We start from the raw sequence: 26310 nt of genomic DNA, 5'->3' as shown, positions 1-26310 counted from the left end.
CCCGACGGATTGCCGTGGCGCCGTCGCGCCGTGACCGGTGGACGCCCGATCGGGATCACGACGTCGCCGCGCCAAAAAAGAGGCGCGGGACCGTGCGTGATCCCGCCGGGAGAAGGGCGATCAATCGCCCCAGCAGTTTTCCAGGCCCCAGGCCGTATCCTTCGATTCCAGGCCCTCGACGGGCTTGTCGGTGATCAGGAAGGAACCGGTATTGACGAAGCCGCTCGGCTTCTTGCCGGTCGCGGCATATTCCGCCACGGCATCAATGCCCATGGACGCCATCTTGTAGGGGAACTGCATGACCGTTGCGGCGATCTTGCCGTCCTTGACGTCGCGCACGCCCGCGCAGCCGCCGTCGATGGAGGTCAGCATCACGTCGCTTTCCTTGCCGAAGGATTTGAGCGCTGCATAGGCACCGGCCGCCGCCGGCTCGTTGATCGTGTAGACGGCGTTGATATCGCCGTTCTTGGAGAGCAGGTTCTCCATGCCGACCTGGCCCTTGTCCTGCGCGCCGTTGGTGATGGCGGCGCCGGCAATCGACGGGTCACCCTCGGCGATGCCGAAGCCCTTCAGGTAGCCGTCATGGCGGAAGGTATCGACCGTGCCGCCGGGCGTGCCGTCCAGCATGGCGACGACCGCCTTGGTGTCGCCCATCGCCTTGCGGGCATAGGTGCCCTGCTGCACGCCGGCCTCGAAATTGTCGGTGGCGAAGGTGGCGTCGACCGCGTCGGCGGGGTCGGTCGCCGTGTCGAGCGCGATCACCAGAACGCCGGCCTCGCGCGCCTTCTTGATGATGTCGAGCATGCCCGACGAGTTGTTCGGCGTCACCAGGATGCCCTTGGCGCCAGCGCTGATCAGGTCCTCGATGGCGGCGACCTGGCCTTCGTTGTCGCCGTCGAACTTGCCGGCGCGGGCGATCAGCTTCACGCCCTTTTCCTTGGCGCGGGCCTCTGCGGCCTGGCGCATCTTGGCGAAGAACGGGTTGACCTCCGTCTTGGTGACGAGGCCAACGATGACCTCCTGCGCCGAGGCGGAGCCGGCGCCGAAGGCGACACCGAGCATCAGGCCGAGGGCGCTGATGCCGGCCTGGAGAGCTTTGGAACGTGCGGACGTGCGAATGCGATGAAACGACATGAAAACCTCCCAAAATCTACGATACCGCCGAGCCTTTGGCTCTGGGGCGGGCCGGCCTCTCCTCAAAGGCCATGCTGGATTAGGTCACTCCTTTTGGATAAAGTCAAATAGTAATAACTTCTCTTTTGTATATTTTTGTCCATAAATGGCTATGACCTTGTTTTGCCAGTTCAACTCTCCAGGCGGCGCAGCGCATGCATGGCGGCGTGAAGGGGTTTCTGGCGGGAGAGATCGCGATAGACGGCGTAGGCCGAGCGGTAGGCCTGAACCCGGTCCGGACGCGGCAGCACGCGGCCGATGTCCCTTGTGCCAAACCGCTCCGCACCTTCCGCATAGGTGCTGACTGTGCCGCCGGCGACTGCGCCGTGGATCGCGGCGCCGACGGCCGTCGCGTTGGCGATCTCCGGAATGTCGATGGGTCGGTCGAGCACATCGGCCAGGATATGGATGAGCAGCGGATTGGCGCGGGCAAGGCCGCTTGCCATCAGCACGCGCTCCGGCACGAGCCCGCTCTCGGGGAAGAGGTCGAAGATCGCTTTTGCACCGAAACACAGGCCTTCCAGCAAGGCGAGATAGATTTCGGCCGCCGTTGTCTGCCGTGTCAGCCCGGCCAACAGGCCGGAAAGATTGCCATCGGCAAAGGGAACGCGGTTGCCGCCCCACCAGTCGAGCGCGACGACCCGCCCGGCCGCGGGCGCAAGCGCGGCGGCCTCCTCGTTGTAAGCGCGAAAACTCTCCTGCATGTCGCTGCCGCGCGGGAAGGTCGTGACGAACCAGGCGAGTGTATCGCCAAAACTCGGCTGACCCGCCTCGTAGCACCAGAGCTGCCGCATCGAGCCGTCGAAGGCCATGCCCTCGATGCCGGGCGGCAGAGGACGCTGGATATCGCTGAGGTAGAGATAGGCGGCCGAGGTGCCGAGCGCGCCGACGAAGCAGCCGGGCGAAACGGCGCCGATCGCCGGCAGCACCACATGGGAATCGATGACGGCGACGGCGACGGTCGCGCGGCCACGAATGCCGGTGAGGTCGCGCCATTGCGGCGAAAGCGGGCCGGCCGCAGACCCGACGGGGAGTGGCGTTGCAAGGCGCCGGTCGAGGCCCGCCACCACGCCCTGCGGATAACCCGTATCGCCGGAAAACTGCGCCTTGTAGGCGGCAAAGCCGAGGCCGCGCGCCTCCCGTCCGGTGAGCTGCCAGACGAGCCAGTCGCCGCCCTCGATGAAGCGGTCCGTCTCGGCCCAGATGGCGGGGGCTTCCGCGGCGATCTGCGCGGCCTTGGCCAGCAGCCACTCCCCGGAAAGCCGCCCGCCGAAATTGGCGAGAAAGGGTGCAGGCCTGGCGTTGATCGCGTCGGCGTAGGCTTGCGCATTGTGCTTCCATAGCTTGACATAGGCATGCGGATCGGACGGGCGGAGGCGGGAAAGGGGCGCGCCATCGGCGCGGGCGGGCAGGGGAGAACTGGCGGTGAAGCCGATGCCGATGCCCTCGACGGTGCGGTCCCGCCCGAGCCTTGATAGGATTTCGAAGGCCGCTTCCGTATAGTCGTCGGCGTTCTGCAAGGCGAAATCCGCCGGCAGCGGCGTTCCATCCGGCAGGTTACGGGTGAGAATACCGTGCCGGTAGGCATGGACATGGCTTGCCACCTGCCTTCCGGTCGCGACCTCGATCAGCACGCCCCGCGCCGATTCCGATCCGTAATCCAATCCGATAAGGTAGGTGTCCAAGGGGCTTCTCCGTCTGGCCGCAGGGAGAATATATACAAAATAAAACATAATTCGCAATCTTATGTATTATGTTTTACATAAGTGCGGACGACATTGGAAACTGCCGCTTTATCTCTCTGTGCTTTGCCGCTAAAGCGAGGAGGCAACAGGAGTTTTGCATGGGACGGCATGAGCAGGGGCATGAGGGGCCGACGCTGGACGGCGCGGGGGGCATTCTTTCCTTGATCGCGACAGGCCAGGCGTCGTCGAGGGCCGAACTGCTGCAGGCGTCGGGCCTTTCGCGTGTCACCGTCACGCAGCGGTTGAACGCGCTCCTTTCCAGCGGGCTGGTGCGCGAGACCGAGGAAACCCTGCCGAGCGGTGGACGGCCGACGCGGGTTCTCGCCATCAATGCGGCAAGCGGCTTCCTGCTGGTCGCCAATATCGGCGAAACCCACATCCACCTCGCCGCCATGGACCTGACGCCCGCCATCATCGCCCAGGCAACGCTGCCCTTTTCCGTGACCAGCGGGCCGGAGGCGACGCTCCAGCAGGTGGGGGATGTGTTCGAAGCGCTCGCGGCGGAGGCGGAAAAAACCCACGGCTTCTTCCTCGGCATCAGCCTCAGCCTGCCGACGCCCGTCGATTTCAAGCGCGGCTGCGTCGTCGGTCCCTCGGTACTGAATGGCTGGGACGATTTCGACATCATCGGCCAGTTGCAGACGCGTTTCGCCGTGCCGGTCTATGTCGAGAACGACGTGAACCTCATGACGATCTGCGAACACAAGCGGCGTTTCCCGACAGTGGACGATATGCTGTTTGTGAAGGTGGGTACGGGCATCGGCAGCGGCATGATTGCCGGCGGGCGGATGTTCCGCGGGGCGCAGGGCGCTGCCGGCGATATCGGCCACATCCAGTTCCTGTCGGACGACGCGCCGCTGTGCCGTTGCGGCAAGTTCGGCTGCGTGGAGGCGCGCGCCGCCGGCTGGGCGATCGCCCGGGACCTTTCCGCACGCGGCTTCCACGCCGAGACGGCGCGCGACGTGATCGACCTCGTCGAACAGCGCAAGCCCGAGGCGCTGATGCTGCTGCGCGCTGCCGGGCGGACGATCGGCGAAGTGATCTCCGATGCCGTCAGCATCATCAATCCGAGCCTCATCGTCATCGGCGGCACGCTGGCGCGCGGGGGCGATTTCCTGCTGTCGGGCATCCGCGAACTCGTCTACCAGCGCTGTCTTCCGCTGGCGACACGCGATCTCTCCATCGTGCTTTCCACCGCACAGGAGGACAGCGCCCTGTTCGGCGCGGCCTACCTGCTGCTGGAAGACATTTTCGCGCCCCTGAAGGTCGACCGCCTGCTTGAACGGTTCGCCGCCAGGCCCCTTTAAGCGGCGCTTTGCCAAATCAGCGTGGTGGCGATAAAGACGTGGTTTCCCTATGCCGAGGCCCGTGTTGAAAACCATCGCGATCGATTTCGAAACCGCCAACGAACAGCGTGGCTCCGCGTGTTCCGTCGGGCTGGCGTGGATCGAGGACAACCGCGTGGTGCGCGTCGAGGAGCGGCTGATCCGGCCGAAGTCCATGCGCTTCTCGTCCTTCAACATCGCCATCCACGGCATCCGGCCGGAACACGTGGAGGATGCGGGCGAGTTCCCCGAGGTGATGGACGAGTTCGTCGATGATTTTCGCGATGCGACCATGATCGCGCACAACGCGGCCTTCGATTTCAGTGTCTGGCGCTCCTGCCTCGATCTTTATGCCCAGAGCTATCCCGAACTCCAGTATCTCTGCTCGGTGAAAATGGCGCAGAAGGCCTGGCCGCATCTCGGGTCGCACAAGCTCAACATCCTGGCCTCGCATCTCGGCCTGACCTTTGCGCACCACAACGCGGCAGAGGACGCTGCGATCTGCGCCGAGGCGGCGATCGCGATCGCGCGCTCGCTTCGGGTCGCGCGCATTCAGGATGTGCCGGATGCAATCGGCATGAAGGCCGGCCGGTTGTTCGCCACCGGCTACCAGGCCTGTACCTGCCGGAAAAACTGATCGATCACGGGCGGCGGTAGAATCTCCAGGCGTCTTCCCTCACCTGCCGCCGGGAGGCGGGGTCGACGTAGAACATGTGCCCGCCACGATAGATGTTGAGTTCGGTGCGTCCCGCCGCGAGGCCCGGTGGGAGGTGGTCCAGCACATAGCGGCTCGATCCGTAAGGGGTCAGCGCGTCGCTATAGCCGTGATAGATCGCCAGCCGGAACCGCGGAATGGTCGAGAGAAGATCGCGCAGGTCGCCGGAGGCGCTGGCATTTGCCCGCCCGTCGCCACCCCTGCCGTCGTTCCACTCCCAGCGGCGGTTGACGCCTGTGTTGAGCAGGGAATAGGTCATGTCGGACTGAAAGCCGAGTTCGTCGCGGGCATAGGCTGCGAAGGCTGATCCATAGGCGCGGGTGAAACCGTCGAGGATCGGGTCGTCATTGCGGCTCGTGGTCGATTCCGGATAGGCGTCGGGCGCCGAATAGGCGGCGTCATAGGGACTGACGACACGTCCGCTTTCGCCCGCAAGCCTCGCATATAGACCATCCAGGAAACCACGCGCCCGCGCGACATCCACCTTCGCTATTCCGGTAAGGTCTGCAACACGCTGGTAGAAGGCATCCGCCTGCGGACCGGAGGGGGAGGGGCCGGCAAGGGTGACGAGATAGTCCGTCATGGCGAAACGCTCGGCTTCGCGAAGCTTTTCCATGTCGAAGGCGTTTCGCCGCTCCATCTCGGCCGCCGCAAGGGCGGGAAGCTGGAGCGCAGCGTTCAGCGCATCATCCGCAGCGCCGAAGAGGAAGCGGCCTTCGATGAGCGGCGAGACCATCAGGACGCCGGAGACGAGAATGCCCTGTGTCTCCTTCAGCGCCGCGGCCACCTTCGCCGCACGGAACCCGCCATAGCTCTCCCCGAGCAGGTAGGCGGGGGAGGCGACGCGCCTGTTCTTCTGCATGTAGAGCGTGATGACCTTGGCGAGGCTCTCGGCATCCTGCCGCACGCCATAGAACTGGCCGGCCGCGTCGTCATTCGCGGCACGGCTCCAGCCCGTGCCCACGGGATCGATCAGGACGAGATCCGTGAAAGCAAGCCAACTGTCCGGATTGTCCTTGAGCGACGGGCGCGTGCCGTCGTCGCGGCTTTCGCCGAATTCCAGCACTTTCGGCCCGACGAGGCCGAGATGCAGATAGGCCGAGGCAGCGCCCGGCCCGCCATTGAAGGCAAAGGTGATCGGGCGCGCCGGATCGCCCTTGCCGGCGACATAGGCGGTGTAGAAGACCTTCGCCGTGCGGTTGCCATCCTGCCCGTAGAGGTCGAGCGTGCCGGCCGTTGCGGTATAGGAAAGCGGACCGTCCTGTGTCTGCAACGTGTGTTCCGTGACGGAATCGCCCGGAATCAGGCTGAAGATGCCCGTCTCGGAGGCCGGTTGTTGCCGGCTCTCCGCGTCCGGCGTCTGGGCGACGGCGGAGCCCGTGAGGATGGCCAGGCACAGGCAAAACCCGACGACGAGCCGGCTATGGGACAAACGCTTTCTCCCTTTTGCCGCCGCGCGTGATCTCCGCGGCGGTCATGGTTTGCGCAGACTATACGGTGCGTCGGCCCGTCTTTCCGCAAACGGCTGTTCAACTTCGCTTGATCGGATCGAGTCGTCGCCTCAACCGTGCCAATGCGAGCAGCGGATGACGCTGCAGAAATTGCCGCGATGGAAATGCGGTTCCTTGTCGGCGATGACGTCGGCCTTGACGTTTCCGAAGGTGGTTTCGGGCTTGTGCCTGATGCCGTCGTAGAAGGCCTGGATGATGTCCTCCTTGAATTTTGGCGTGCGCGGAAAAGCGCCGACGACGGCCGTGCGCTCGGCTTCGGAATATTGATCGTAGGTGAGCCCGAGCACATCCATCTCCACCCCTGCCGTCACCAGCGCGACGACGGGATGCATGTGGTGCGGCACGCCCGGCGTGGTGTGCAGCGCGATGGCGGTCCAGACCGTATAGGCGTCCGCTTCCGGGATGCCGTGGCTGCGCAGGAAATCGCGGGCGGCATGCGCGCCGTCGACCTCGAAGCGCTCGTGCTTGCTGCTGTGGCTCGGCATGAGGCCGATATCGTGGAACATCGCGCCGGCATAGAGCAGCTCGCGATCGAATTTCAGGTTGCCGTGGACGCCGGCAAGCGCGCCGAAATGATAGACGCGGCTGGAATGGTTGAAGAGGAGGTCCGTCTCGGTGTCACGGATGAATTCCGTGATGGCCTTGGCCAGCTTCGTGTCGGGAATGGCAGCGGCTTCAGGGATATGGGGCATGATGTTCTCCTGCTTTTTTAACTCGCCCGGAGAATAGGAGTGCGCTAGTTTGTCTGCAATTGACGTAGTACGTCTAAAAGAGACAAATCCCGGCCGAGACGGACGCATGAAAGACAGGACAAGAATGATCGTGATGGTGGCGCTGCCCGGCGTGCAGCTTCTCGACGTCTCCGGCCCGCTGGACGTTTTTGCCGAGGCCAATAGCCAGGCGGGGTACGAAGCCTATCGGCTGCTCGTTGCCGCGCGCGAGCCTGGGCCGCTGCGCAGCTCTTCCGGCGTGCGATTGCTGCCGGATTGCGTGATCGGCAGCGGCCTTGCCGAACCGATCGATACGCTTCTCGTCGCCGGTTGCCCGAACATGGCGGAGATGCCGGTGGATGGCCTCGTCCTCGATTGGCTACGCCAGCGCGCAGGCGCGGTGCGGCGCTACGGCTCCGTGTGCAGCGGCGCCTTCTTCCTCGCGGCGGCGGGCCTGCTCGATGGCCGGCGCGTCACCACCCATTGGGCCGTGGCCGAGCAACTCGCCGCACGATTCCCGGCCGTCACCGTGGAGGAGGATGCGATCCACATCAGCGACGGGCCGGTGCGCACGGCCGCAGGCGTCACTGCCGGGCTCGACCTGGCGCTGGCCTTGGTCGAGGAGGATCTCGGCCGCGAGATCGCCTTGCGGGTCGCGAGCCAGCTGGTGATGTTCTTCAAGCGGCCCGGTGGGCAGATGCAGTTCAGCCGCAAGGGCGCGGCCGCGCCGGCCGGCCGCGCGGCCCTTCAGGAACTCCAGCGCTGGGTTGCCGCCAATCCGGCGCTCGATCACAGCGTGGCGAGCCTCGGCACGCGCTTGGGCCTCAGCCCGCGCCATTTTGCGCGCCTCTTCCGGCGCGAGGTCGGCGTCACGCCGGCGGTCTGGGTGGAGGAAGCGCGCGTCGATGCGGCGCGGCGCCTCCTGGAACAGGGCCATGAGGCGCCGAAGCAGGTCGCGGTGCATTGCGGCTTTGCCGATGCCGATACGTTGCGCCGCGCCTTTGCGCGGCATGTCGGTGTCACGCCCGCGGAGTATCGCAAGCGCTTCGCCGGTCTTGCTGGATTGCCGGACGTTCGTCGAAAATAAGAACGGTTCCGGCGAACCGAAATTATGCCGCAGCGGCGCGCCGGTCGGTTTGCGCGATCGCCGCCAGCGCTCTCGTCGCCTCGATACATTCGGCGGCGGCGTACCAGTAGCGCTGGTTCAGCTCGATGTTGAAGACGACGCCTTCGGGGAAGACGCATTGCTCCATGAGGGCCTGCCAGGGAATGTCGCCCCAGCCGACCGGCAGATGCAGGTCGCCGTGGCCATAGGCGAGGCGTTCGCCTTCCGTGTACATCCAGATATCGTCCTGCCGGCCGAAGCTGTCGTGGATGTGGAGATGTTTTGCGTAGGGCGCCAGGGCGGCGATCTCGGCGACGAAGGACGCGCGGTCTCCGTCGAAATCCATCTTAAGGTAGGAGTGGCTGAAATCGATGGTCGCCATGACATGGTCGTGCGCGATGGTGGCGAGTTCCCTTGCGAGACGCATGGGGGAGGAGGCGTAGCCGTCGCCCTTGAAGTCGGCAAACAGCGTCTCGACGCAGACGACAAGGCCGTGCTGGCGGGCGAGGTCGCCGGCCTTTGACAGGGCCTCGCGCTGCCGCTCGTAGGCGGCCTCGGTTCCCGTGGCCTGCTGGCGCGGCATCAGGCCGGAATGCATGACGTAATGTTCGGCGCCGATTTCGGCGGCCACGTCCAGCGAGGCTTTCAGCACGTCGAAATGGCGCGGCAGCCGCCAGGCATCGTCCATGAAATTGATCGCGAGCGGGCCGTGAACGGAATAGCCGACGCTGCGGCCGCGGGTGGCGCGCAGCAGGACATCGAGCTGCGGCCTGCGGACCTTTCCGCCGACGACCAGATCGAGATCGAAGGTCGGTATCTCGATGGAGTCCACGCCGAGCGCCTCGATCATGTCCAGTTCGGCGCCAAAATCCGAAAGATCGTGAGCCCTTTTGTGGGCGGAAATGCCGATGCGCTTGATGCCGCTGGAAACCATTTTTGCAGACCTTTTTCATCCGGAAACAATCGCCGGCTGAGTGGCCGGACGGAAAGGCTTGCGTTAGCGGGGCTCCATGTCAGATGGCCGACAAGTGCATGACATTTCTATGAAATTTCCGCTTTCCATTTTTCTCTTTCATTCTTGTGGCCGCGGCCGGAAGTGGTCGCATGGCTGTCATATGCCACGCCTATGAGCGAGGTCATCAAGGGGCCGATGGTGGTCGCCACAAGGAGTTTTCGATGACACATGTTAGCCGCCGTATCTTGCTGAAGGGTGCCGCCGCGACCGCGGGCTTTGCGCTTGCTGCGCCGTTCGTCTCGCGCACCGGTTTTGCCGCCGGCACCTCGGGCAGCGTCAACATCTTCGCCTGGGCCGGCTACATTTCCGACGACATGCTCGCCGCCTTCGAAAAGGACACGGGCATCAAGCCGGTCTATACGCCCTACGGCACGAACGACGAGTTGCTCAACCAGATGCGCGCCAGCAACGGCACCGGCTATGATGTGATCTGGCCGGCCGTCGACCGCGTTCCAAACTATGTCGAATTCGGCCTCGTGCAGCCGATCGACGAAAGCAAGGTTCTCTGGGACCGCGCCCTGACGAGCGCCGTGAAGGGCTCGGAAACCCTTGGCGCCGTTGTCGGCGGCAAGCGCTACCAGGTGCCGACCGACTGGGGCACGGAAGCGATCTCTTTCGACAAGAACACATCGCCGCTCGAATACGGCACCGCCTCCTACGGCGATATCTGGAAGCCGGAAATGGCCGGCAAGGCCACCGTTCGCGGCCATTCCGGCCTCGTCGGCCTCGGCCTCTGGATGGAAGCGCAGGGCAAGCTGCCGAAGCCGATGCGTGACAGCTTCAAGGACGAAGCCACGATGCGCGCCAACTACGATGCCATCATGGTCGAAGCCATCGCCCGCAAGGGCAACATTGCCCAGTTCTGGTCGAACGAGAACGAAGCCCAGGGCGCCTTCCGTGCCAACGGCGTGACGATCGGCCAGACCTGGGATTCGTCCGCTGCCGGCCTCGCCAAGGAAGGTCTGCCGATCGGTTTCGTCGCGCCGAAGGAAGGCGCACTCACCTGGATGGAAGGGGTTTCGATCCCGGTCGGCGCTGCCAATGTCGAACAGGCCTATGCCTTCCTGAACTGGGTGCTGACCCCGGAAGCCGGCGCCCTCTACGCCAACCACACGTCGATCAACACGACGGCCGTCGGCGCGGAAAAGTTCCTGTCGGAAGCCTCGCTGGCCTTCTTCAAGGCCGCCTATCCGGGTGATGCCCTCGAAAAGCTCTGGTGGTGGCCGGTGCAGGACAACTGGTTCGTCGCGCTGCGCAACGAATACCAGGACAAGTTCCTGTCGGCCTGATCGGCTTTCACCTCAATAAAAGCGGCGGGGCGATGACCCCGCCGTTGCGTTTCAAGGATCACGCCGTCAATGACCCGCTCCGTCGAACTGATCGACATAGAAATGACCTTCGGCATCACCCGGGCGGTCGAAAAGCTCTCCGTCACCGTCGAGAGCGGTGAGTTCTTCTCCATTCTCGGCCCCTCGGGCTGCGGCAAGACGACGATCCTGCGGCTGATCGCGGGCTTCATGCAGCCGACGGCGGGGCGCATCCTGATCGGCGGGCGCGACATGGTCGGCATTGGCGCCAACCAGCGGCCGACCTCGATGATCTTCCAGTCGCTGGCGCTGTTTCCGCTGATGCCGGTCTGGGAAAATATCGCCTTCGGGCTGGAGGTGCGGGGCGTGCCAAAGGCGGCGCGGCGCCGGCGCGCCGAGGAGCTGCTCGACCTGATCGCGCTTCCAGGCTACGCCGACCGCATGGTGCACGAACTCTCCGGCGGGCAGAAGCAGCGCGTCGCTATCGCGCGGGCGCTTGCCGTGGAGCCGCAGGTCCTGCTGCTCGACGAGCCGCTTTCGGCCCTCGACCTGAAACTGCGCCAGCATATGCGTTCGGAGCTTCGGTCGCTGCAAAAACGCACCGGCGTCACCTTCATCTACATCACGCATGACCAGTCGGAGGCTCTTGCCATGTCCGATCGCGTCGCCGTCATGAGCGCCGGCATCCTGCAGCAGGTGGCAACGCCGCGCGAGCTCTACGCCAACCCACGCACCGCCTTCGTCGCCAGGTTCGTCGGGGAGACGAATGCGTTTTCCGGCAAGGTCGAGCGGATCGCCGATGGACTGGCGGTCGTCGAGACGGAGCACGGCACTTTCCTCGGCCGCGGTGCTGCGGGCCTGAAGGCGGGGGATGCCGCTACGGTCTATGTTCGTCCCGAGGCGATATCGCTTGGCACCGGGGCGGGCGGCAACGGCCTCGACGCACTTGCCGAACAGCTCGAATTCGAAGGCGCGACGGCGATGCTGCATGCCCGCACAGAGGGCGGCCAGCCTGTGATGGCGGCGCTGCCGCACCACCGCCTCACCGATGCGCCGCCGGCTGGCGCGCGCGTGCGGCTATCCTTCGAGCCCGCGCAGGCGCTGGTCCTCGCCCATGCATAGTCTTGTCAAGCGCTTCGGCCCCGGCCTCGGCAGCCTCATCCTCCTCGGCGTTGCCGTCTGGCTCGTGGGCATGGTGCTCGCGCCCAACCTGATGATGCTCGACTTTTCGCTGCGCCCGAACCTGACGCCCGCGCAGATCGGTGGCCCGGATGATCACTATACGCTGGTGAATTTCAGCGCGCTGTTTGCCGATCCGGTGCACCGCGCCATCTTCTTCAAGACGATCTGGGCGAGCGCGCTCGTCATGCTGACGACGCTTGTCGTCACCTATCCGATGGCGTTCTGGCTCGCCAAGGTGGCGACGCACCGCGCGGTTGCCTGGGTAACGGTAGCGCTGATCATCCCGTTCTGGATCAACGAGGTGCTGCGCACGCTCGCCTGGTATATCCTCCTTGCCTTCAACGGGCCGCTCAACGTCGTCCTTGTCGGGCTCGGCATTCTCGATACGCCGATGCGCTGGTTCGGCGATGCCGGCGTGCTGGCGGGCATGGTCTATGCCTACATCCTGTTCATGCTGTTTCCGGTGTATAACTCGATTTCCACGCTGGATTCCGCGCAGATCGAAGCGGCGCGCAACCTTGGCGCCTCGACGATCCAGATCCATCGCCGGATCGTCATTCCCCATGCGAAGGCCGGCATTGCGACCGGTTGCGTGTTCACCTTCATGCTGGCGGCCGGCAGCTATGTCGCGCCGGCGCTGCTTGGCGCTCCCGGCAGCCGCTGGTTCACCGAGGTCATCTACAACTGGTTCTTCGAGGGCGGCAACTGGAACCGGGGTGCGGCCTATGCGCTGGTGCTGCTGACGCTCTGCATGGTGGTGGTGATGGCGACCCTGCGGATTTTCAAGGTAAACCTTGCGGATGTAGCGAAATGACCATGACCCTCGAAGGCGCGGCAAAGCCACCGCGAAGCAACACGGCGTTTGCCAGCATCCTGGCCGCCCTGCCGCGCATCATTTTCGCCGTCTACATGGCGCTGTTCTTCCTCTACCTGTTCCTGCCTCTGGTGGTCATGGGCCTGGCTACCTTCAATGCGAGCAAATTCCCCACGGTCACGCCCTGGCTCGGCACCACGCTCGACTGGTTCGCCGCATTGTGGGCCGACCAGGCGATGTGGAAGGCCCTTCGCCTGTCGATCTTCATCGGCCTCGGCGTCATCGCCATATCGCTGCCGATCGGCACGGCGGCGGCGCTGTTCCTCAACAGCCTCCAGGATCGTTCCCGCAGCTTCTTCTATGCACTGATGGTCTCGCCGCTCCTCACGCCCGGCGTCGCCATCGGCATCGCCACGCTCGTTCTCTGGCGGCAGGCGGGCGTCGGCGGCGGTACGCTGTTGATTGTGCTGGCGCAGGCGAGCTTCATCACCGCCTATGTCATGCTGATGGTGGCGGCCCGGCTGCAAAGGTTCGACCGGACGCTGGAGGACGCCGCCATCGGCCTCGGCGCCTCGCGGCTCATGGTGTTTCGCCGAATCCTGCTGCCCTATCTCAAGCCGTCGCTTCTGGCGGCCACCTTCATCGCCTTCCTGCAATCCTTCGAGAACTACAACACCACGCTGTTCGTGCGTGGCACGGAGACACCCTTGACGGTCTATATCGCGACGAAGGTCCGTACCGGCCTGACCCCGGCCGTCAACGCCCTCGGGCTAGTCCTGATCGCGCTGACGGTCATCGCGGCCGTCGCCTTCGAGCTCAGCCGCAGGTCGTCTCAACGAACTGCCAAGCCCTAACGAGCCCTGTTTGACGTGCTACGGCGCTCCCCCTATGACGGGGAGCGATGGGGTGGCGGTGAACATGGTCTCCAACCGAAATGAGCTTTCCGATCTGGCTGTCTTCCTCCAGATCGTCCGGCACAGAAGCTTCCGCAAGGCGGCTGATCAGCTCGAAATCTCGGTTTCGGCCCTGAGCCACCGCATGAAGGCACTTGAGGCGCGCCTTGGTGTCCGACTCCTCAATCGCACGAGCAGGAGCGTTTCGCCGACGGCCGCCGGGTCTGCGCTGGCCGAGAAGGTCGCGGCCGGCCTCGATCTCATCCATACGGGTCTCGAAGAGCTTCAGGGACAGTTTCGCGGCATCTCTGGCAGCGTTCGCATCAATGTGCTGCGCGATGCCGTCGATCTGCTGCTCTCGCCCGTCCTGCCGCTGTTTCGCGAACGGTTTCCGAACATCGAGCTGGAAGTCGCCTCCGACGACTATTTCGTCGATGTCACAGCGGAAGGTTTTGACGCCGGCCTCCGATATGCCGGGACCATTCCGGAAGACATGATCGCCGTTTCGGTGACGGAGCCGCTGAGCTGGGTCGCCGTCGCCTCGCCCGCCTATCTGGACCGCTGTGGACGGCCCTTGAATCCCGACGATCTCCTGTCTCACAACTGTGTGCGCATTCGAACGGGGCGAGGGCAGATCTATCATTGGGAGTTCGACCGGGGTGACGAGCGGCGCCAGATCGATGTGCCGGGCTCCCTCATTTCCGGTTCCACCGACATTTCTATCTCGGCCGCACTTTCGGGGGTGGGCATCGCCTATTGCCTGGAGAGGCTGGTCCAGCGGCATCTGCATGCCGGTCGCCTGGAACTCGTGCTGCCGGAATGGTCGTCTGTCGGTCCGCCGCTGGCCTTCTACTATTCGAGCCGTCGGCAGCTACCCTATGGCCTGCAGATGCTGATCCACTGCATTCGGGAAGCGCAGCGGCGCGATCATTGAGTTGAGATCAATGATCCGTTGAATTGACGGTGATTGATTCAATGATCGCTGGCGCGTATCCATGCCGTCGAGCAGCCGGAAGCTTTTCACACCGGCCGTACTGCAATGGAGACGACCATGTATCTCGCCAATCCGGGCCGCTATGACGGCATCGACTATCGCCGCACCGGTCGTTCCGGTCTCAAGCTTCCGCCGATCTCGCTTGGTCTCTGGCAGAATTTCGGTGGCGCCGATGTCTTCGAGACGGGCCGCAGCGTCATCCGCCGGGCCTTCGACCGTGGCGTCACGCATTTCGACCTCGCCAACAATTACGGCCCGCCCTATGGCTCGGCAGAGGAGAATTTCGGCCTCATCCTGAACAAGGATTTCCAGCACCATCGCGACGAGCTCGTCATCTCGTCCAAGGCCGGTTGGGACATGTGGGACGGTCCCTATGGCCGTGGCGGTTCGCGCAAGCATCTCCTGGCATCGCTCGACCAGAGCCTTCAGCGGATGGGGCTCGACTATGTCGATATCTTCTACTCCCACCGCCCCACGCTGGACGTGCCGCTGGAGGAAACCATGGCCGCGCTCGTGCAGATGGTGCGCCAGGGCAAGGCGCTCTATGTCGGCCTGTCTTCCTACGGCCCGGAGCGCACGCGTGAAGCCGCACGCATTCTTCGCGCCGAAGGCGTGCCGCTTCTCATCCACCAGCCGTCCTATTCCATGCTCAATCGCTGGATCGAGGAGGGGCTTCTCGATACGCTCGGCGAGCTCGGTGTCGGCTGCATCGCCTTTTCGCCGCTGGCGCAGGGCCTGCTGACCTCCAAATATCTCGGCGGCGTTCCGCAGGATGCCCGGGCGGCGCGGGGCGGGTCGTTCAACGAAAAACTGCTCAGCGACGACAATCTTTCCCGCGTGCGTGCGCTCAACGAGATCGCCAAGCGGCGCGGCCAGTCGTTGGCGCAGATGGCGATCGCCTGGGTCCTGCGCGATGCGCGCGTGACGTCCGCCTTGATCGGCGCGCGCAACGTCGCGCAGCTTGACGATTCGCTCGATGCGCTCGACAACTTGGCCTTCTCCGACGAGGAATTGAAGGAGATCGACACCCACGCCACCGAAGGCGGCATTGATCTCTGGCGCGGTGTCGCAGGCGAGGTCTGATCCGGTTTTCTTCGCCGGGCTTCACCGATACATTTGCGAATGGACTGCTCTGACAACCCCAAGACGCTGCGTTTTGCCGAACCTTTCGCAAGCGCAGCCCGACTCACTCAAGGAGCGCAACGATGGAATACCGTTTGCTGGGCCGCTCTGGCCTCAAGGTTTCGACGATCACCATGGGCACGATGACCTTCGGCGGCGTCGGCTGGGCGAAGACCGTGGGGGATCTGGGCGTCAATGACGCCCGCCGTCTCGTCGATATATGCCTCGATGCCGGGGTCAACCTGATCGACACAGCGGATGCCTATTCCCAGGGCGTCTGCGAGGAAATCCTCGGCGAGATCATCGGCGGCCCGCGCAAGAACGGCGTGTTGATCGCCACCAAGGCCCGCTTTCCGATGGGCGACGGGCCGAACCAGAGTGGCCTGTCGCGCCAGCATCTGATCGCCGCCTGCGAGGCCAGCCTGAAGCGCATGAAGACGGACGTGATCGACCTCTACCAGGTGCATGAATGGGACGGTCAGACACCGCTCGAAGAGACCATGGAGGCGCTCGATACGCTCGTGCGCCAGGGCAAGGTGCGCTATATCGGCTGCTCGAATTTCTCGGGCTGGCACATCATGAAGGCGCTGGGTGTTTCTGAGCGCGAACGCTACCAGCGCTTCGTCAGCCAGCAGATCCACTACACGCTGGAAACCCGCGATGCCGAGAACGAGCTCGTTCCGATCAGCATCGACCAGGGCTTGGGCATCCTCGTCTGGAGCCCGATCGCCGGCGGCCTCCTGTCCGGTAAACATCGCCGCGATCAGGCGGCGCCCGAAGGCACGCGCCAGTTCGCCGGCTGGACCGAACCGCCGATCCGCGACGAAAACCGGCTCTGGGATATCGTCGAGACGCTGGTGGAGATTGCCGACGGTCGCGGGGTCTCCGCGGCGCAGGTGGCACTCGCCTGGCTGATCGGCAGCAAGGGCGTGACCTCGGTCATTATCGGCGGCCGCACGGAAGCGCAGTTCAAGGACAACCTTGCGTCCGCCGAGCTGAAGCTGACGGATGAAGAGCGCACGAAGCTCGACAAGATCAGCCAGCCCTGGCTTCAGTATCCCTACTGGCACCAGAGGAATACGGCAAACGATCGCCTGAGCGATGCCGATCTCGCTCTCATCGGCCCCTATCTGAAGGACGCCTGAGGCGAAGCGTCTAATCCGCGATCAACCTACATCCTCACTCTCGTTCACGGCGCGTTTGCGCCGTGAATGCGTTGTGCCATGCCCGAACGCTGTGCCGAGGCGTGCGTTTCCCTATTACGGCACCACCTTTTGGCTTAGAGACCCCGGTGGCTTTCTATTTTGTCCATCTTTACCGGCATTTGCAGGGGATTAGGCTGGTCCTCTGCCTGAAGGGAGGCGACCGGATGCCCATCAATGGGCGCCGCGGTTTCGTTGCAGAAAGGATGCCAGATGAGACAGATATTTCGAGCGCTTCGACGTGCGGGTTATCAGCTGCTTGAGCGCCTCCCCAGGTCGCCGTCAGACCTCAGCCTCGCCAACGAAGCGCAAAAATACTGGGAGGACCCGGCTCAAACGGCGTTTCACTCGAATTCGCACTGGAAGGGTGAGGGCGGGATTCGCGAAGAAGTCTGGTCGGAGCTTGGGAGGCCCCATGTTCAGCTTCTCCGGGAACACATGAAAATTCGCGGCCAGTCGGCTCCCTTGGAGCGGATCATCGAATGGGGATGCGGGGGCGGCGCGAACGCGGTGCATTTCGCGCCGCTTGCCAAGTCATTCGTTGGCGTCGATGTGTCGAGCGCGTCTCTCGATGAGTGCGAAAACGTGTTGCGAAGCGTCGGGCAGGACAATTTTTCGCGGCTGCTGGTCGATGTCTCAGAGCCGGAAAAATCAGCCGAACATCTCATCGCAACGGCTGACGTCTTTCTCTGCACCTATGTTTTCGAACTGCTTCCGTCCCAGGAATACGGCCAGCGTATCCTGCATCTGGCGCACAAGCTTTTGCGGCCAGGCGGGTTTGCGATCATCCAGATAAAATATCAAACCCATGAACGCCGTACACAATCGCGCAAGTGGGGATATCGCAGAAACCTGGCGAACATGACGACCTATCCGATCGATGATTTTTGGCGCCGAGCGGAAACGGCCGCATTTACGCCGAGATACGTTTCCCTTCGGCCCAAGGACGATCTTATTGACGACGAACGTTATGCCTACTTTATCCTTGAGAAGACCGGGCCGGCTGCCAGCGAGACGGCAGAGGCCGGTCAAATGGAGGCGGACGCGAGCGGCAGCGCGTGGCGCCGTTATGCATAGCGCCCAAGTTTGAAGTGGATCGATCAAGGCTCGGTTTGTTGAGCATGAAAGCGTGATTTGCCGGGCAGCATGGCCGCCATCCGCTGCCATAGGTCCGCCTTGCGCCAGGCGTAACCGAGAGGCGGAAAGACGGCGCTCGTCGGTCGAAGCTTCACAGCATATCTGGCGAGATCCCATACGCCTGGTTCTCCACGCAGGACATGCGAGACGGCGCACCAGTAAGCCCGGTCGCTGAGGCTTCGCCGGGCAAGCGCGAGAAGGTCTCGCGCTTGCGGCAGGCTGCGACCGAAACCCGAGAAGAAGGCCTCGAACGCCGCCTCCGACGCGACGTTCCAATGATGCACGTTCGATACGACGGCAGACTGGTTCGAGCCGTGGATGCGCACGATGCTTTGCACATGGTTGATCTCGACGACGGGGCCCATGGCCGCGAAGCGCAGCCACATTTCCATGTCGTCCGTGTGCGGCAGGTCCCGTCGAAAATGCCCCGCCCGCTTCTGGACGCTTGTCCGCACCACCGCCATCGGGCCGCCGATGAGATTGCGTCCTCTCTCGCACGAGGCTCGAAGAAAGTTCTCGCCACTCCACACGCGCTCGTCCGCCTGCAGCGTTCCCCTGTCACCGGGCGGGGGCGTTGCGCCATCTTCAAGGAAAAGCGTGTCGCCAAACGCCAGATGGGCCTCGGGATGTCGATCCAGTGCCGCGACCGCCCGGCCCAGCGCGCCGTCCGGCAGGTAGTCGTCGGAGCAGAGGATGACGAAATAGTCCGACTGTGCCCAATCGACGGCGGTGTTGAAGGAAGCGTGCTGGCCGAGGTTTTCCGGACGCAGGCACAATTCGATCCTTGGATCTTTGGCCGCCAGGTCGCGCGCTATTGCGACACTGTCATCCGTGGAGGCATTGTCGATGATGAGGATGCGAATCTCTTCGATGTCCTGCCGGTAGACGCTTGCGATGCAATCGTGCAGGAAACGGCCGTAGTTATAGTTCGGTATCGCTATGTCCATGCGTGCCACGGCTCTACCCTCCTATGCTGGTGCGCTCGCCAACCTCCGAAGGCGCACTTCGCAAAGACGACGGCGACCATGCGCGCAGCCATCGACTGCCATCTCCCATCGCCGCCAGGATCTCGTCGCGGAAGGGATGGGCCGTCAGCAGGATGCCTGCAAACCAGCCGACGGCGCCCAGAAAACTGATGTAGATCGCCTCCGCGCCTGAAAAACTCAGCCGGAACCCAAGACAGGCGATGAGGATGACGGGGCCGGATATGGTCGCGAGCGAAACCACGAAACTCGGCCACAGGACCGCGAACAATTCCGACCAGGCGAAGTAGGCGTGACGGCGCACATAGATCAGCGCGAGCAGCATCTGCATGGGCAGGGCGATGAACTGGCTGTAGGCGATCGCCATAAGGCCGAAGAAACCGGCACCGCAGATGATGATCGCAGACAGGGAGCGCGACACGATGTTGAAGGTGAAGGCCGAACGGTTGGCGCCGAGCCCGATCAGCACCGGATAGGTCAGCACAACGGGAAACCAGAAGACGGCCGACAGGGCCAAAAGACGGGCGACCGGGATAACCTCGTCCCAGCCAGCACCAAGGAGAACCTCGGAGATGGGTGTGATCAGGAGGACCAGCATGAGCAGTGCCGGCCAGTAGACGACGGTAATGAAGCTGATAGCGCGCAAATACGACTGTCGAATGTCGACCTTCTCTCGTACCGCGGCTGCCAGCGCCGGAAAAGCCACCGTGAAGACCGCCGACAGGACCAGGCGATCCGCCAGGCCTGAAATGGTGACCGCCCGGCTGTATTTGCCGACAGCGGCCGAAGGCATGATGCTGCCGAGAAGGATTTGCGGAAGGGCATCATAGAAGCGGTCGACGACGTTCGTGGCGCCTTTGTAGCGCCCGAATTCGCTCACGGCGGCAAGCGACTTCAGCGACGGCTTGAAACTCCACCAGTCCTTTCGGGTGAGCAGTGTCAGCCCTGTCGTCGTGACGCTACCGGCGATCGCACCCAGCGCGAAACTGACGACGCTCCAGTCGAGCACGGCAAACAGGATTGTCACCCCGGCATTGACCACTGCAGCGATGGTCTTGATGACCGTGACCTTGCCAAACAGCATGTCCCGCCGCAAAAGCGCCATCCCCGGAAAGGAGAGGCCTTCGATGGCCACCGCCAGAATCATCAACAGAAAGAACGGCTTCAGCACGTCGCTCTTGTAGAAACTGACAAGTGCGGGAAGGGCCGTGAGCAAGGCGAGGGACAGAAAGACAGTCAGGATGACCATCACGGTCATGGCGGTCCGAACGTCATTGTTTTCGACGGTATCGAGCTGAATCAGGAAGTCGGACGTGGCGAATTCGCGGAGCGAGAAGATCATCGTTATGGCACTGGCGCCGATGACCGAAAGACCGATCTCGGCCGGCGTCATCAGGTGGGACACGACGGCTATGGTGACAAAGCTGACCACCAGCGCGAGATACTGCCCAAGCGTCGCCATCAGAAATGCGCTGCGAACACGTATCATTCTTGCAAGGCCCTCAATGGCTGCGAGCGTGCCAGAGTATATGAACTGGTCATAACGGGAACGCGGCCATAGGGAGTAGGGGTAATAGTCGTCCGGTCAGCCGCCTCGTACGAAATCGTCGCCTGTAGGGACACAGAATCAACGGGTTATGGCGCATTGGACGCCAACTCTCCCGATACCATCCTAGGCGCCCGGCCATGCGCCGAAAGGACAGGTAGTCATTTCAGCAAAGCCTCATTATACGAGGTGTTGCGCGCCACGAACGGGCTTGCCGACCGCAATGGCGAGTTTGTCGTTCCGCTTGGAGGTCGGCATGAAAATCGGGCTTTTCGGGCTCTTTGGATGCGGCAACAGCGGTAACGATGCATCCCTGGATTCGATGCTGATTTTCCTGCGCCGTTTTCGCCCCGACGATTCCATAACCTGCATTTGCCCAAATCCCGAAGCCGTGGCGCGGGATCACGGCGTTTCCTCCATTGAAAGCAGCCCCGCCGGTTTTGCGACGTCGATATCCCGCTGGATGGACGCCCTCCTTTGGCATCTTCCGCGCCGGATCATGGGCATGTGGTACGCGTTTCGATCCGCCCGCACCGTGGATATCCTGGTCGTGCCGGGAACGGGCTTTCTGGACGACTTTCAGGACAACCCTTTCGGCTGGCCGTTCATGGCCTTCAAATGGTGCCTGGCCGCCTGGATCTGGCGCCGGAAGATTTTCCTGGTCAGCATCGGGGCGGGGCCTATCCGGCATCCGCTCAGCCGGTTCTTTCTGGTCAGCGTGGCGCGCATGGCGAGCTACCGGTCCTATCGCGACAAGAATTCGCGACAATTCATGCAAAGTCTCGGCCTGGATGTCAGCGACGACCGTGTATATCCGGACATCGTCTTCAGCCTGCCAGCCGGCTCGGAGCGTTATCCTGCCAACGACCTTCGTGTCGTCGGCGTGGGCGTCATGTCCTATTTCGGTTGGCTCAAGGCAAATGTGAACGGCGCGGCCATCTACCAGACATACCTGCAAAAACTCGAGGCATTCATCGCCTGGCTGCTCGACCAGGGCTACGATATCCGGCTTCTGACGGGGGATGTCGGGGATTGGCCGGCCGTGGAGGACCTGCGCAAACGCATAGCGTCGTCCGACGCAATAACCCATTCCGGGCAGGAACGCGTCAAGGCGGTGCGAACCATTGATCTGCGTGGCCTGATGGACGAGATCAACCAGACCAGCGCCGTCGTCGTGACGCGCTATCACAATCTGGTCAGTGCTCTGAAGCTCGGTCGTCCCGCGATTTCGATCGAATATTCACAAAAGAACCAGGCCCTGATGGATGAAATGGGCCTGGGGGATTTTTGCCAGCATATCGAGGATCTCGACCTCGAACTCTTGAAGCGGCAGTTCCAGCGGATGTTCGACGATCGAGTGGCCATTCGCAGCCAGATACTCGGCGCAAACGCCGACTTCCGCCAGCGATTGACGGCGCAGGAGAATATCCTCGCTGATCGCCTTGGCGGGCTCAAGCCCGTTTACATTTCCCACGCGACGGTTGGTTGACAGCCATCGTCGCGGCCGCTTCTTCATCCAAAAGCGGTAGATGGGTTCCCTCAAAGGTGGATTCCATCTCCGTCATTCGCCGAGACCGTACCTGGGGTTTTGTCTGAGGCAAATCCCTACGCCTGATGAGTAAGTTGCTTAACTCGGTGGTCATTGCCAGCATGGAGGCATCAGGGGTCGAGGGGCTGACATGGCATGGCTTGGCGTCGTTCTGTTGCTCTTCACGTCCATCGCCATGCTCGTCTCGGGTCTGTGGAGACGCGGCGGCTTCTTCGATTTCCCTTTTCTCGCCGCGGCAATGTTCCTGACATTCGTCCTGCCGCAGATCCCGGGCCTGATCGACGACCGCTTCATGCCGCAGAATTCAGCGTTGTCTGGCGCCATCTTTTTCTCCTGGCTTTGCCTCGTCATGTGCTCTGTCGGGTGGCAGCTTGGCAAACATGCCAAGCTCGGGCCGGATCTGGTCTTCAGTGAAAAGCGCCTGCTTTATTATGCGGCCGGTCTGTCCCTGGTGGGCGCCTACTTCTTCTACCGGTTCGGCCAGCTTGCCGACGAGGAGCGCCTTCGCGGCTTTCTGACCGGCACGGCGGTGGCCTATCTGTTCTTCGCCAAGATGCTGACCTACGGCCTTGCGATTGCGTTACTGTGTTACGCCCACCGCCGCTCCTCCCTCGCGCTCTGCATCATCCTTTTCGGTCTCGCATTTTACTTCGATCGCATCGTAATCGCGGGTCGCCGCTCGGAGGCCGCCGAACTGGCGCTGATGATTGCCCTTGCCATCTGGTTTCACCGGGGATGGGCGGTGCCGCGGTTTCTCGTGTCCTTAAGTCTGGTTTTCGCCATGGCCGGCCTGGTCAGTGCGGGGGAGTATCGAGCCGCGACCTATTACAACGGCGCGCCCGATTGGCGCGCGGTTCTGGAGATCAATCCCGTCGAGAATTGGCGAAAACTCCTGAAGCAGGGCGGTCCGGAGTTTCGAAACCTGGTGTTCTCCATATCGTCCATCTCCGAAAACCAGGCGTATGATTTTGGCGTATCGCACTGGAACTCGCTTGTGTTTGTGTACGTCCCCGCGCAACTCGTCGGAACGAAGGTCAAAGAAAGCCTCTACGTCGATACGCCCGCGGTCTACTCAAAGGATTACGATCCCGCGCCGGGCACGACGCCGACTGGAATGATGGATTCCTTCGCCTCGTTCTCCTATTTCGGCTGTTTGAAATTTGCTCTGTTGGCGGGGGTTCTGAGCTGGATTTATTCCTGCGCCATGCAGGGCAACACCTCCATGCAGATCCTCTACATGCTCTCCGCCATGCCGGCGATGCTCGTCATTACGCATTTTACAAACGAGATCGTCATTGCCTGGGTGCACATGGCGGTGTTCCTCATGCCCGGCCTCCTCTACGCCGGCATGCGACCTGCGCACGGGCGCCCGGAAAACCCAAACGACTACGGCTTGGGGCGCGGAACCGCGCGTAGTGTGGTGTGAGGGATGACAAAGGCTGGTTGCAAATGCTGACGTCGTTTCTGAAATACGCATCCGTTGGTGTGCTGAACACGGCCATTCACTGGACCGCTTTCTTTATCTTGCATGCAGGCGTTGGAATGCCGCAGAGCTGGTCGAATGTCTCGGCATTCGCCATCGCAGTCACCTTCAGCTTCTTCGCGAATGCCCGGTGGACGTTCCACGCTGAATCTTCGCCCGCAAGGTTTGTTTTGTACTTCGGTTCCCTCGGTCTGATTGCCTATTCGGTGGGTGGCCTTGCCGACTACCTGGCACTGCCGGCCATTGTAGCCCTGGTGATGTTCTCCGCAATAAGCCTGATCACAGGTTATGCCTGTTCTCGTTTTCTCGTGTTTAGATGAGGTGACGCGTGTCTATTTCCCTGATTGTGCCGATCTACAATGAAGAGGCGACGATCCCGATCTTCTACGCGGCCGTCAGGTCGCAGGATGCGTTGAAGAACGAGTCGATCGAGATCGTTTTCGTCAATGACGGCAGTTGGGATCATTCTGCGGAAATCGTCCAGCAGATCATGAGCACCGACCCGCTGGTCCAGCTCGTCGACTTCACGCGCAATTTTGGAAAGGAGCCGGCGCTCTTTGCGGGCCTGGCCTACGCAAAAGGCGATGCGGTCATCCCCATCGATGTGGATCTGCAGGATCCTATCGAGCTCATCCCGAAAATGCTGGAAAAATGGAGGCACGGTGCGGAAGTCGTGCTTGCCAAGCGCCAGGACAGGTCCAGCGACAATTTTGTAAAACGAAGAACGGCGCAGGCATTCTACGCTATTCACAACCTCATCAGCGACACCAGGATCGAAGAGAATGTCGGTGACTTCCGGCTGATATCCCGTCCGATCGTCGATGAAATCTTGCTCCTGCCGGAGCGAAACCTCTTTATGAAGGGCCTTCTCTCCTGGGTCGGCGGGCGTACCGAAGTCGTTGAATATAGACGAGCCCGGCGCGTTGCCGGAACGACGAAGTTCAATGGCTGGAAGCTGTGGAACCTGGCGCTCGAAGGCATTACAAGTTTTTCGACCATGCCCTTGAGAATATGGACTTATATCGGCCTGTTCATCTCAACGCTCGCCTTCATCTACGGCACATGGATCGTTCTGGACAAGCTCCTCTTCGGCAATAGCGTGCCGGGCTATCCCTCGATTTTTGCCGCGATCATGTTTTTTGGCGGTGTCCAGATCCTCGGCATCGGCATTATCGGCGAGTATATCGGCAGAATATACCGGGAAACGAAAATGCGGCCTCGGTACATCGTGCGGAAGTCGGCCACCAATCAAAGCGGACCAGTGTTTCCCGGAGGATTTCGTCAAAAAGTCTGACCGGTGAGCCGGCTGTGACAAGGGGCGTAAAATGCGTGATTTTTCAACGAAGAAAGCGGATTTTTTTTACCTGTTTTCGTTGGTGGCAATCGTCGGTTCCTGCATTCTGGTGATGATACTTTCGCTCACCTATACTTTTCTGGCAGAGGCCGCCGCGGATGACTATTGCAGCGCGGGTTTGCCGCAAACGGCAGGCTTTTGGTATTCCTATGCGACGCTGCAATATTCCCAGTGGACGGGCCGCTGGCTCGCAATGTCGATCTATCCTTACGTATTTCCACGCCTCGGGATCGATACGATAAACTACAGCGTGTTTTTGCTGCTCGCGCCTCTGATGTCCCTTGCTTCATTTTACATCATGGCGCGCGTTATCCTGTCGCCGCTCATCAATAGAACCACGTCCGTTTTCATCTCGCTCGCGATCACGGCGATATTCTGGGCCTATATGCCGTCCATCGGCGAACTATGGTATTGGGCGACGGGCATCGTCGAATACCAGCTCCCGTTTTTTCTCCTGGTAATCGCGTCGGCTTCGCTTCTCGCGGTGACGAGAGGCCTTTATTCGAAAAACATGGACCTGCTTCTCACCGGCGTCGCGATGGTGAGCGCGGTCGCATTGAGTGGCTTGAACGAGCTTCTTGGGCTTTACTTCGTTGCCTTCTGCGCTTTGCAATTGATCCTGGCGATCCTCCGGAGCGACAGGCGTACCACGGTTCTATTCGCTATCGTGTTTTTAGCGGCAGTCGTCGCCTGGTATATTTCCGTGTCCGCGCCGGGAAACGCCGTGCGCTCGGCGGGCGAGTTTCCAAATTCCATGCGTCTGGTGCCGGCAATTCTGGCATTTCTCTATGATCCGGAGCACTCGTTCATCGCCTGGATCATAAATCCGGCGCTGATTTTCCTGACGATCGCGCTGCTGGCGCATATGGGGAGAGAAGGCAGTCAGGTAAGCTCGGCGCCGGAAGGGGCAAACCCGCAACACAGGATACTGCATCTTCCCATTTTTCTTTGCATTGCGTTGCTAGCGTGGTTCTGCGGAAGGTTTGTCGTGTCCTTCGCGCAGGGCACGATCCTGCCGGGCCGCGTGTCCAACGTGCTCTTTGCTGTGTTCATCGCCTCTGTTTTGCTTCTGCTCCCCTCCGCGCTCAGATGGCTGAGCGGGAGATCGGCAGGCCCCGTCAACTGGCCCAAACAGACGTCCGCAATCGCGTTGCTCCTGTTGTCGATGAGCCTGATTGCGGCACCGAATACATCGGCCGCAATCAACGATCTTCGGTTCAACTTTGCCGAATACCGCCCGGTCATCGAGGCCCGCAAAGCGGAGGTGAGAAATGCGCCCGATGACGCGGATCTCACCTTCAGGAGGCTGTCCCGTCCCCCGCGCCTGTTCTTCAAGCCGGAGCTTACGGGCGACCCGGACTATTGGGAAAACAAATGCTACGCCAAGTACTACGGGGTTAAGTCGGTCAAGGTTGTAGGCGAGTAGCTTGATGACGCGCCGCCGT

General features: G+C 62.1%; 23 protein-coding genes. 16 read left to right on the top strand and 7 right to left on the bottom strand.

The window, feature by feature from the left end:
* Nucleotides 1–120: 120 nt before the first annotated feature.
* Nucleotides 121–1134 carry a substrate-binding domain-containing protein gene (locus GB927_RS02885; protein ID WP_256115052.1) on the bottom strand — a complete coding sequence of 338 codons (1014 nt, stop codon included), beginning with the start codon at nt 1132–1134 and terminating at the stop codon, nt 121–123.
* 170 nt (nt 1135–1304) lie between these two features.
* Nucleotides 1305–2858 carry an FGGY-family carbohydrate kinase gene (locus GB927_RS02880; protein ID WP_256115051.1) on the bottom strand — a complete coding sequence of 518 codons (1554 nt, stop codon included), beginning with the start codon at nt 2856–2858 and terminating at the stop codon, nt 1305–1307.
* Nucleotides 2859–3016: 158 nt separating this feature from the next.
* On the opposite strand from GB927_RS02880, the gene GB927_RS02875 reads away from it, so the two are divergent.
* Nucleotides 3017–4225, top strand: a complete 1209-nt coding sequence (locus tag GB927_RS02875) for an ROK family transcriptional regulator (RefSeq protein ID WP_256115050.1) — start codon at nt 3017–3019, stop codon at nt 4223–4225.
* A 64-nt stretch (nt 4226–4289) separates the two neighbouring features.
* The gene (locus tag GB927_RS02870; protein ID WP_256115049.1) at nt 4290–4880 is read left to right on the top strand and encodes a 3'-5' exonuclease; all 591 of its coding nucleotides are present in this window, start codon (nt 4290–4292) and stop codon (nt 4878–4880) included.
* A gap of 4 nt (nt 4881–4884) precedes the next feature.
* On the opposite strand, the gene GB927_RS02865 is transcribed toward GB927_RS02870, so the two are convergent.
* Nucleotides 4885–6390: a S10 family peptidase gene (locus tag GB927_RS02865; RefSeq protein WP_256115048.1), complete on the bottom strand. Its 1506-nt coding sequence runs from the start codon at nt 6388–6390 to the stop codon at nt 4885–4887.
* A 129-nt stretch (nt 6391–6519) separates the two neighbouring features.
* On the bottom strand, nt 6520–7161 hold the full coding sequence (locus GB927_RS02860) for an HD domain-containing protein (protein WP_256115046.1): 642 nt from the start codon (nt 7159–7161) through the stop codon (nt 6520–6522).
* A 106-nt stretch (nt 7162–7267) separates the two neighbouring features.
* On the opposite strand from GB927_RS02860, the gene GB927_RS02855 reads away from it, so the two are divergent.
* Entirely contained in the window at nt 7268–8266 is a 999-nt protein-coding gene (locus GB927_RS02855) for a GlxA family transcriptional regulator (protein ID WP_256115045.1), read from the top strand.
* Nucleotides 8267–8288: 22 nt separating this feature from the next.
* On the opposite strand, the gene GB927_RS02850 is transcribed toward GB927_RS02855, so the two are convergent.
* The gene (locus tag GB927_RS02850; protein WP_256115044.1) at nt 8289–9218 is read right to left on the bottom strand and encodes a sugar phosphate isomerase/epimerase family protein; all 930 of its coding nucleotides are present in this window, start codon (nt 9216–9218) and stop codon (nt 8289–8291) included.
* Nucleotides 9219–9460: 242 nt separating this feature from the next.
* Here GB927_RS02850 and GB927_RS02845 point away from each other — a divergent pair, with 242 nt between their 5' ends.
* The 8 genes from GB927_RS02845 (at nt 9461) to GB927_RS02810 (ending at nt 17890) form a co-directional block, all read left to right on the top strand.
* On the top strand, nt 9461–10588 hold the full coding sequence (locus GB927_RS02845; RefSeq protein ID WP_256115043.1) for an extracellular solute-binding protein: 1128 nt from the start codon (nt 9461–9463) through the stop codon (nt 10586–10588).
* Nucleotides 10589–10657: 69 nt separating this feature from the next.
* A complete protein-coding gene (locus GB927_RS02840) occupies nt 10658–11728 on the top strand; it encodes an ABC transporter ATP-binding protein (protein ID WP_256115042.1) in 1071 nt (356 codons plus the stop codon).
* Nucleotides 11721–12602: an ABC transporter permease gene (locus tag GB927_RS02835; RefSeq protein ID WP_256115040.1), complete on the top strand. Its 882-nt coding sequence runs from the start codon at nt 11721–11723 to the stop codon at nt 12600–12602. The genes GB927_RS02840 and GB927_RS02835 overlap by 8 nt, the downstream gene beginning before the upstream one ends.
* Nucleotides 12599–13456: an ABC transporter permease gene (locus GB927_RS02830; RefSeq protein WP_256115039.1), complete on the top strand. Its 858-nt coding sequence runs from the start codon at nt 12599–12601 to the stop codon at nt 13454–13456. The genes GB927_RS02835 and GB927_RS02830 overlap by 4 nt, the downstream gene beginning before the upstream one ends.
* A gap of 52 nt (nt 13457–13508) precedes the next feature.
* Nucleotides 13509–14429: a LysR family transcriptional regulator gene (locus GB927_RS02825; RefSeq protein WP_256115038.1), complete on the top strand. Its 921-nt coding sequence runs from the start codon at nt 13509–13511 to the stop codon at nt 14427–14429.
* Between the two features lie 117 nt (nt 14430–14546).
* Nucleotides 14547–15572: an L-glyceraldehyde 3-phosphate reductase gene (gene mgrA, locus GB927_RS02820; protein ID WP_256115037.1), complete on the top strand. Its 1026-nt coding sequence runs from the start codon at nt 14547–14549 to the stop codon at nt 15570–15572.
* Between the two features lie 122 nt (nt 15573–15694).
* A complete protein-coding gene (locus GB927_RS02815) occupies nt 15695–16756 on the top strand; it encodes an aldo/keto reductase (RefSeq protein ID WP_256115036.1) in 1062 nt (353 codons plus the stop codon).
* A 270-nt stretch (nt 16757–17026) separates the two neighbouring features.
* Nucleotides 17027–17890 (top strand): class I SAM-dependent methyltransferase, encoded by an 864-nt coding sequence (locus GB927_RS02810; RefSeq protein ID WP_256115035.1) that lies wholly within the window; start codon nt 17027–17029, stop codon nt 17888–17890.
* Between the two features lie 23 nt (nt 17891–17913).
* Here GB927_RS02810 and GB927_RS02805 read toward each other — a convergent pair whose 3' ends face one another.
* Together GB927_RS02805 and GB927_RS02800 are read right to left on the bottom strand one after the other, a co-directional pair.
* A complete protein-coding gene (locus GB927_RS02805) occupies nt 17914–18897 on the bottom strand; it encodes a glycosyltransferase family A protein (RefSeq protein ID WP_256115412.1) in 984 nt (327 codons plus the stop codon).
* Between the two features lie 13 nt (nt 18898–18910).
* Complete coding sequence (locus GB927_RS02800) at nt 18911–20395, bottom strand: oligosaccharide flippase family protein (RefSeq protein ID WP_256115034.1); 1485 nt, start codon at nt 20393–20395, stop codon at nt 18911–18913.
* A gap of 340 nt (nt 20396–20735) precedes the next feature.
* Here GB927_RS02800 and GB927_RS02795 point away from each other — a divergent pair, with 340 nt between their 5' ends.
* The 5 genes from GB927_RS02795 to GB927_RS02775 all read left to right on the top strand — a co-directional run bounded on the left by GB927_RS02795 (nt 20736) and on the right by GB927_RS02775 (nt 26291).
* Nucleotides 20736–21968 carry a polysaccharide pyruvyl transferase family protein gene (locus tag GB927_RS02795; protein ID WP_256115033.1) on the top strand — a complete coding sequence of 411 codons (1233 nt, stop codon included), beginning with the start codon at nt 20736–20738 and terminating at the stop codon, nt 21966–21968.
* A gap of 190 nt (nt 21969–22158) precedes the next feature.
* Entirely contained in the window at nt 22159–23454 is a 1296-nt protein-coding gene (locus GB927_RS02790) for a hypothetical protein (RefSeq protein WP_256115032.1), read from the top strand.
* A 23-nt stretch (nt 23455–23477) separates the two neighbouring features.
* The gene (locus tag GB927_RS02785) at nt 23478–23831 is read left to right on the top strand and encodes a GtrA family protein (protein ID WP_256115031.1); all 354 of its coding nucleotides are present in this window, start codon (nt 23478–23480) and stop codon (nt 23829–23831) included.
* An 8-nt stretch (nt 23832–23839) separates the two neighbouring features.
* Nucleotides 23840–24805 carry a glycosyltransferase family 2 protein gene (locus GB927_RS02780; RefSeq protein WP_256115030.1) on the top strand — a complete coding sequence of 322 codons (966 nt, stop codon included), beginning with the start codon at nt 23840–23842 and terminating at the stop codon, nt 24803–24805.
* A 31-nt stretch (nt 24806–24836) separates the two neighbouring features.
* Nucleotides 24837–26291, top strand: a complete 1455-nt coding sequence (locus GB927_RS02775; RefSeq protein WP_256115029.1) for a DUF6056 family protein — start codon at nt 24837–24839, stop codon at nt 26289–26291.
* Nucleotides 26292–26310: the final 19 nt, after the last annotated feature.

Origin of the sequence: Shinella lacus (assembly GCF_010994755.1) — a bacterium.
Lineage (GTDB): Bacteria > Pseudomonadota > Alphaproteobacteria > Rhizobiales > Rhizobiaceae > Shinella > Shinella lacus.
The sequence above is the reverse complement of the archived record's forward strand: the minus strand, read 5'-3'. Positions and strand labels throughout refer to the sequence as shown.

What these genes read in the sequence shown, in the direction of transcription:
- GB927_RS02885 (WP_256115052.1), bottom strand. Translation starts at nt 1,134, where the DNA reads ATGTCGTTTCATCGCATTCGCACGTCCGCACGTTCCAAAGCTCTCCAG.
- GB927_RS02800 (WP_256115034.1), bottom strand. Translation starts at nt 20,395, where the DNA reads ATGGCGACGCTTGGGCAGTATCTCGCGCTGGTGGTCAGCTTTGTCACC.
- GB927_RS02795 (WP_256115033.1), top strand. Translation starts at nt 20,736, where the DNA reads ATGAAAATCGGGCTTTTCGGGCTCTTTGGATGCGGCAACAGCGGTAAC.
- GB927_RS02810 (WP_256115035.1), top strand. Translation starts at nt 17,027, where the DNA reads ATGAGACAGATATTTCGAGCGCTTCGACGTGCGGGTTATCAGCTGCTT.
- GB927_RS02845 (WP_256115043.1), top strand. Translation starts at nt 9,461, where the DNA reads ATGACACATGTTAGCCGCCGTATCTTGCTGAAGGGTGCCGCCGCGACC.
- GB927_RS02850 (WP_256115044.1), bottom strand. Translation starts at nt 9,218, where the DNA reads ATGGTTTCCAGCGGCATCAAGCGCATCGGCATTTCCGCCCACAAAAGG.
- GB927_RS02785 (WP_256115031.1), top strand. Translation starts at nt 23,478, where the DNA reads ATGCTGACGTCGTTTCTGAAATACGCATCCGTTGGTGTGCTGAACACG.
- GB927_RS02855 (WP_256115045.1), top strand. Translation starts at nt 7,268, where the DNA reads ATGAAAGACAGGACAAGAATGATCGTGATGGTGGCGCTGCCCGGCGTG.
- mgrA (WP_256115037.1), top strand. Translation starts at nt 14,547, where the DNA reads ATGTATCTCGCCAATCCGGGCCGCTATGACGGCATCGACTATCGCCGC.
- GB927_RS02790 (WP_256115032.1), top strand. Translation starts at nt 22,159, where the DNA reads ATGGCATGGCTTGGCGTCGTTCTGTTGCTCTTCACGTCCATCGCCATG.
- GB927_RS02875 (WP_256115050.1), top strand. Translation starts at nt 3,017, where the DNA reads ATGGGACGGCATGAGCAGGGGCATGAGGGGCCGACGCTGGACGGCGCG.
- GB927_RS02835 (WP_256115040.1), top strand. Translation starts at nt 11,721, where the DNA reads ATGCATAGTCTTGTCAAGCGCTTCGGCCCCGGCCTCGGCAGCCTCATC.
- GB927_RS02805 (WP_256115412.1), bottom strand. Translation starts at nt 18,897, where the DNA reads ATGGACATAGCGATACCGAACTATAACTACGGCCGTTTCCTGCACGAT.
- GB927_RS02775 (WP_256115029.1), top strand. Translation starts at nt 24,837, where the DNA reads ATGCGTGATTTTTCAACGAAGAAAGCGGATTTTTTTTACCTGTTTTCG.
- GB927_RS02815 (WP_256115036.1), top strand. Translation starts at nt 15,695, where the DNA reads ATGGAATACCGTTTGCTGGGCCGCTCTGGCCTCAAGGTTTCGACGATC.
- GB927_RS02860 (WP_256115046.1), bottom strand. Translation starts at nt 7,161, where the DNA reads ATGCCCCATATCCCTGAAGCCGCTGCCATTCCCGACACGAAGCTGGCC.
- GB927_RS02840 (WP_256115042.1), top strand. Translation starts at nt 10,658, where the DNA reads ATGACCCGCTCCGTCGAACTGATCGACATAGAAATGACCTTCGGCATC.
- GB927_RS02830 (WP_256115039.1), top strand. Translation starts at nt 12,599, where the DNA reads ATGACCATGACCCTCGAAGGCGCGGCAAAGCCACCGCGAAGCAACACG.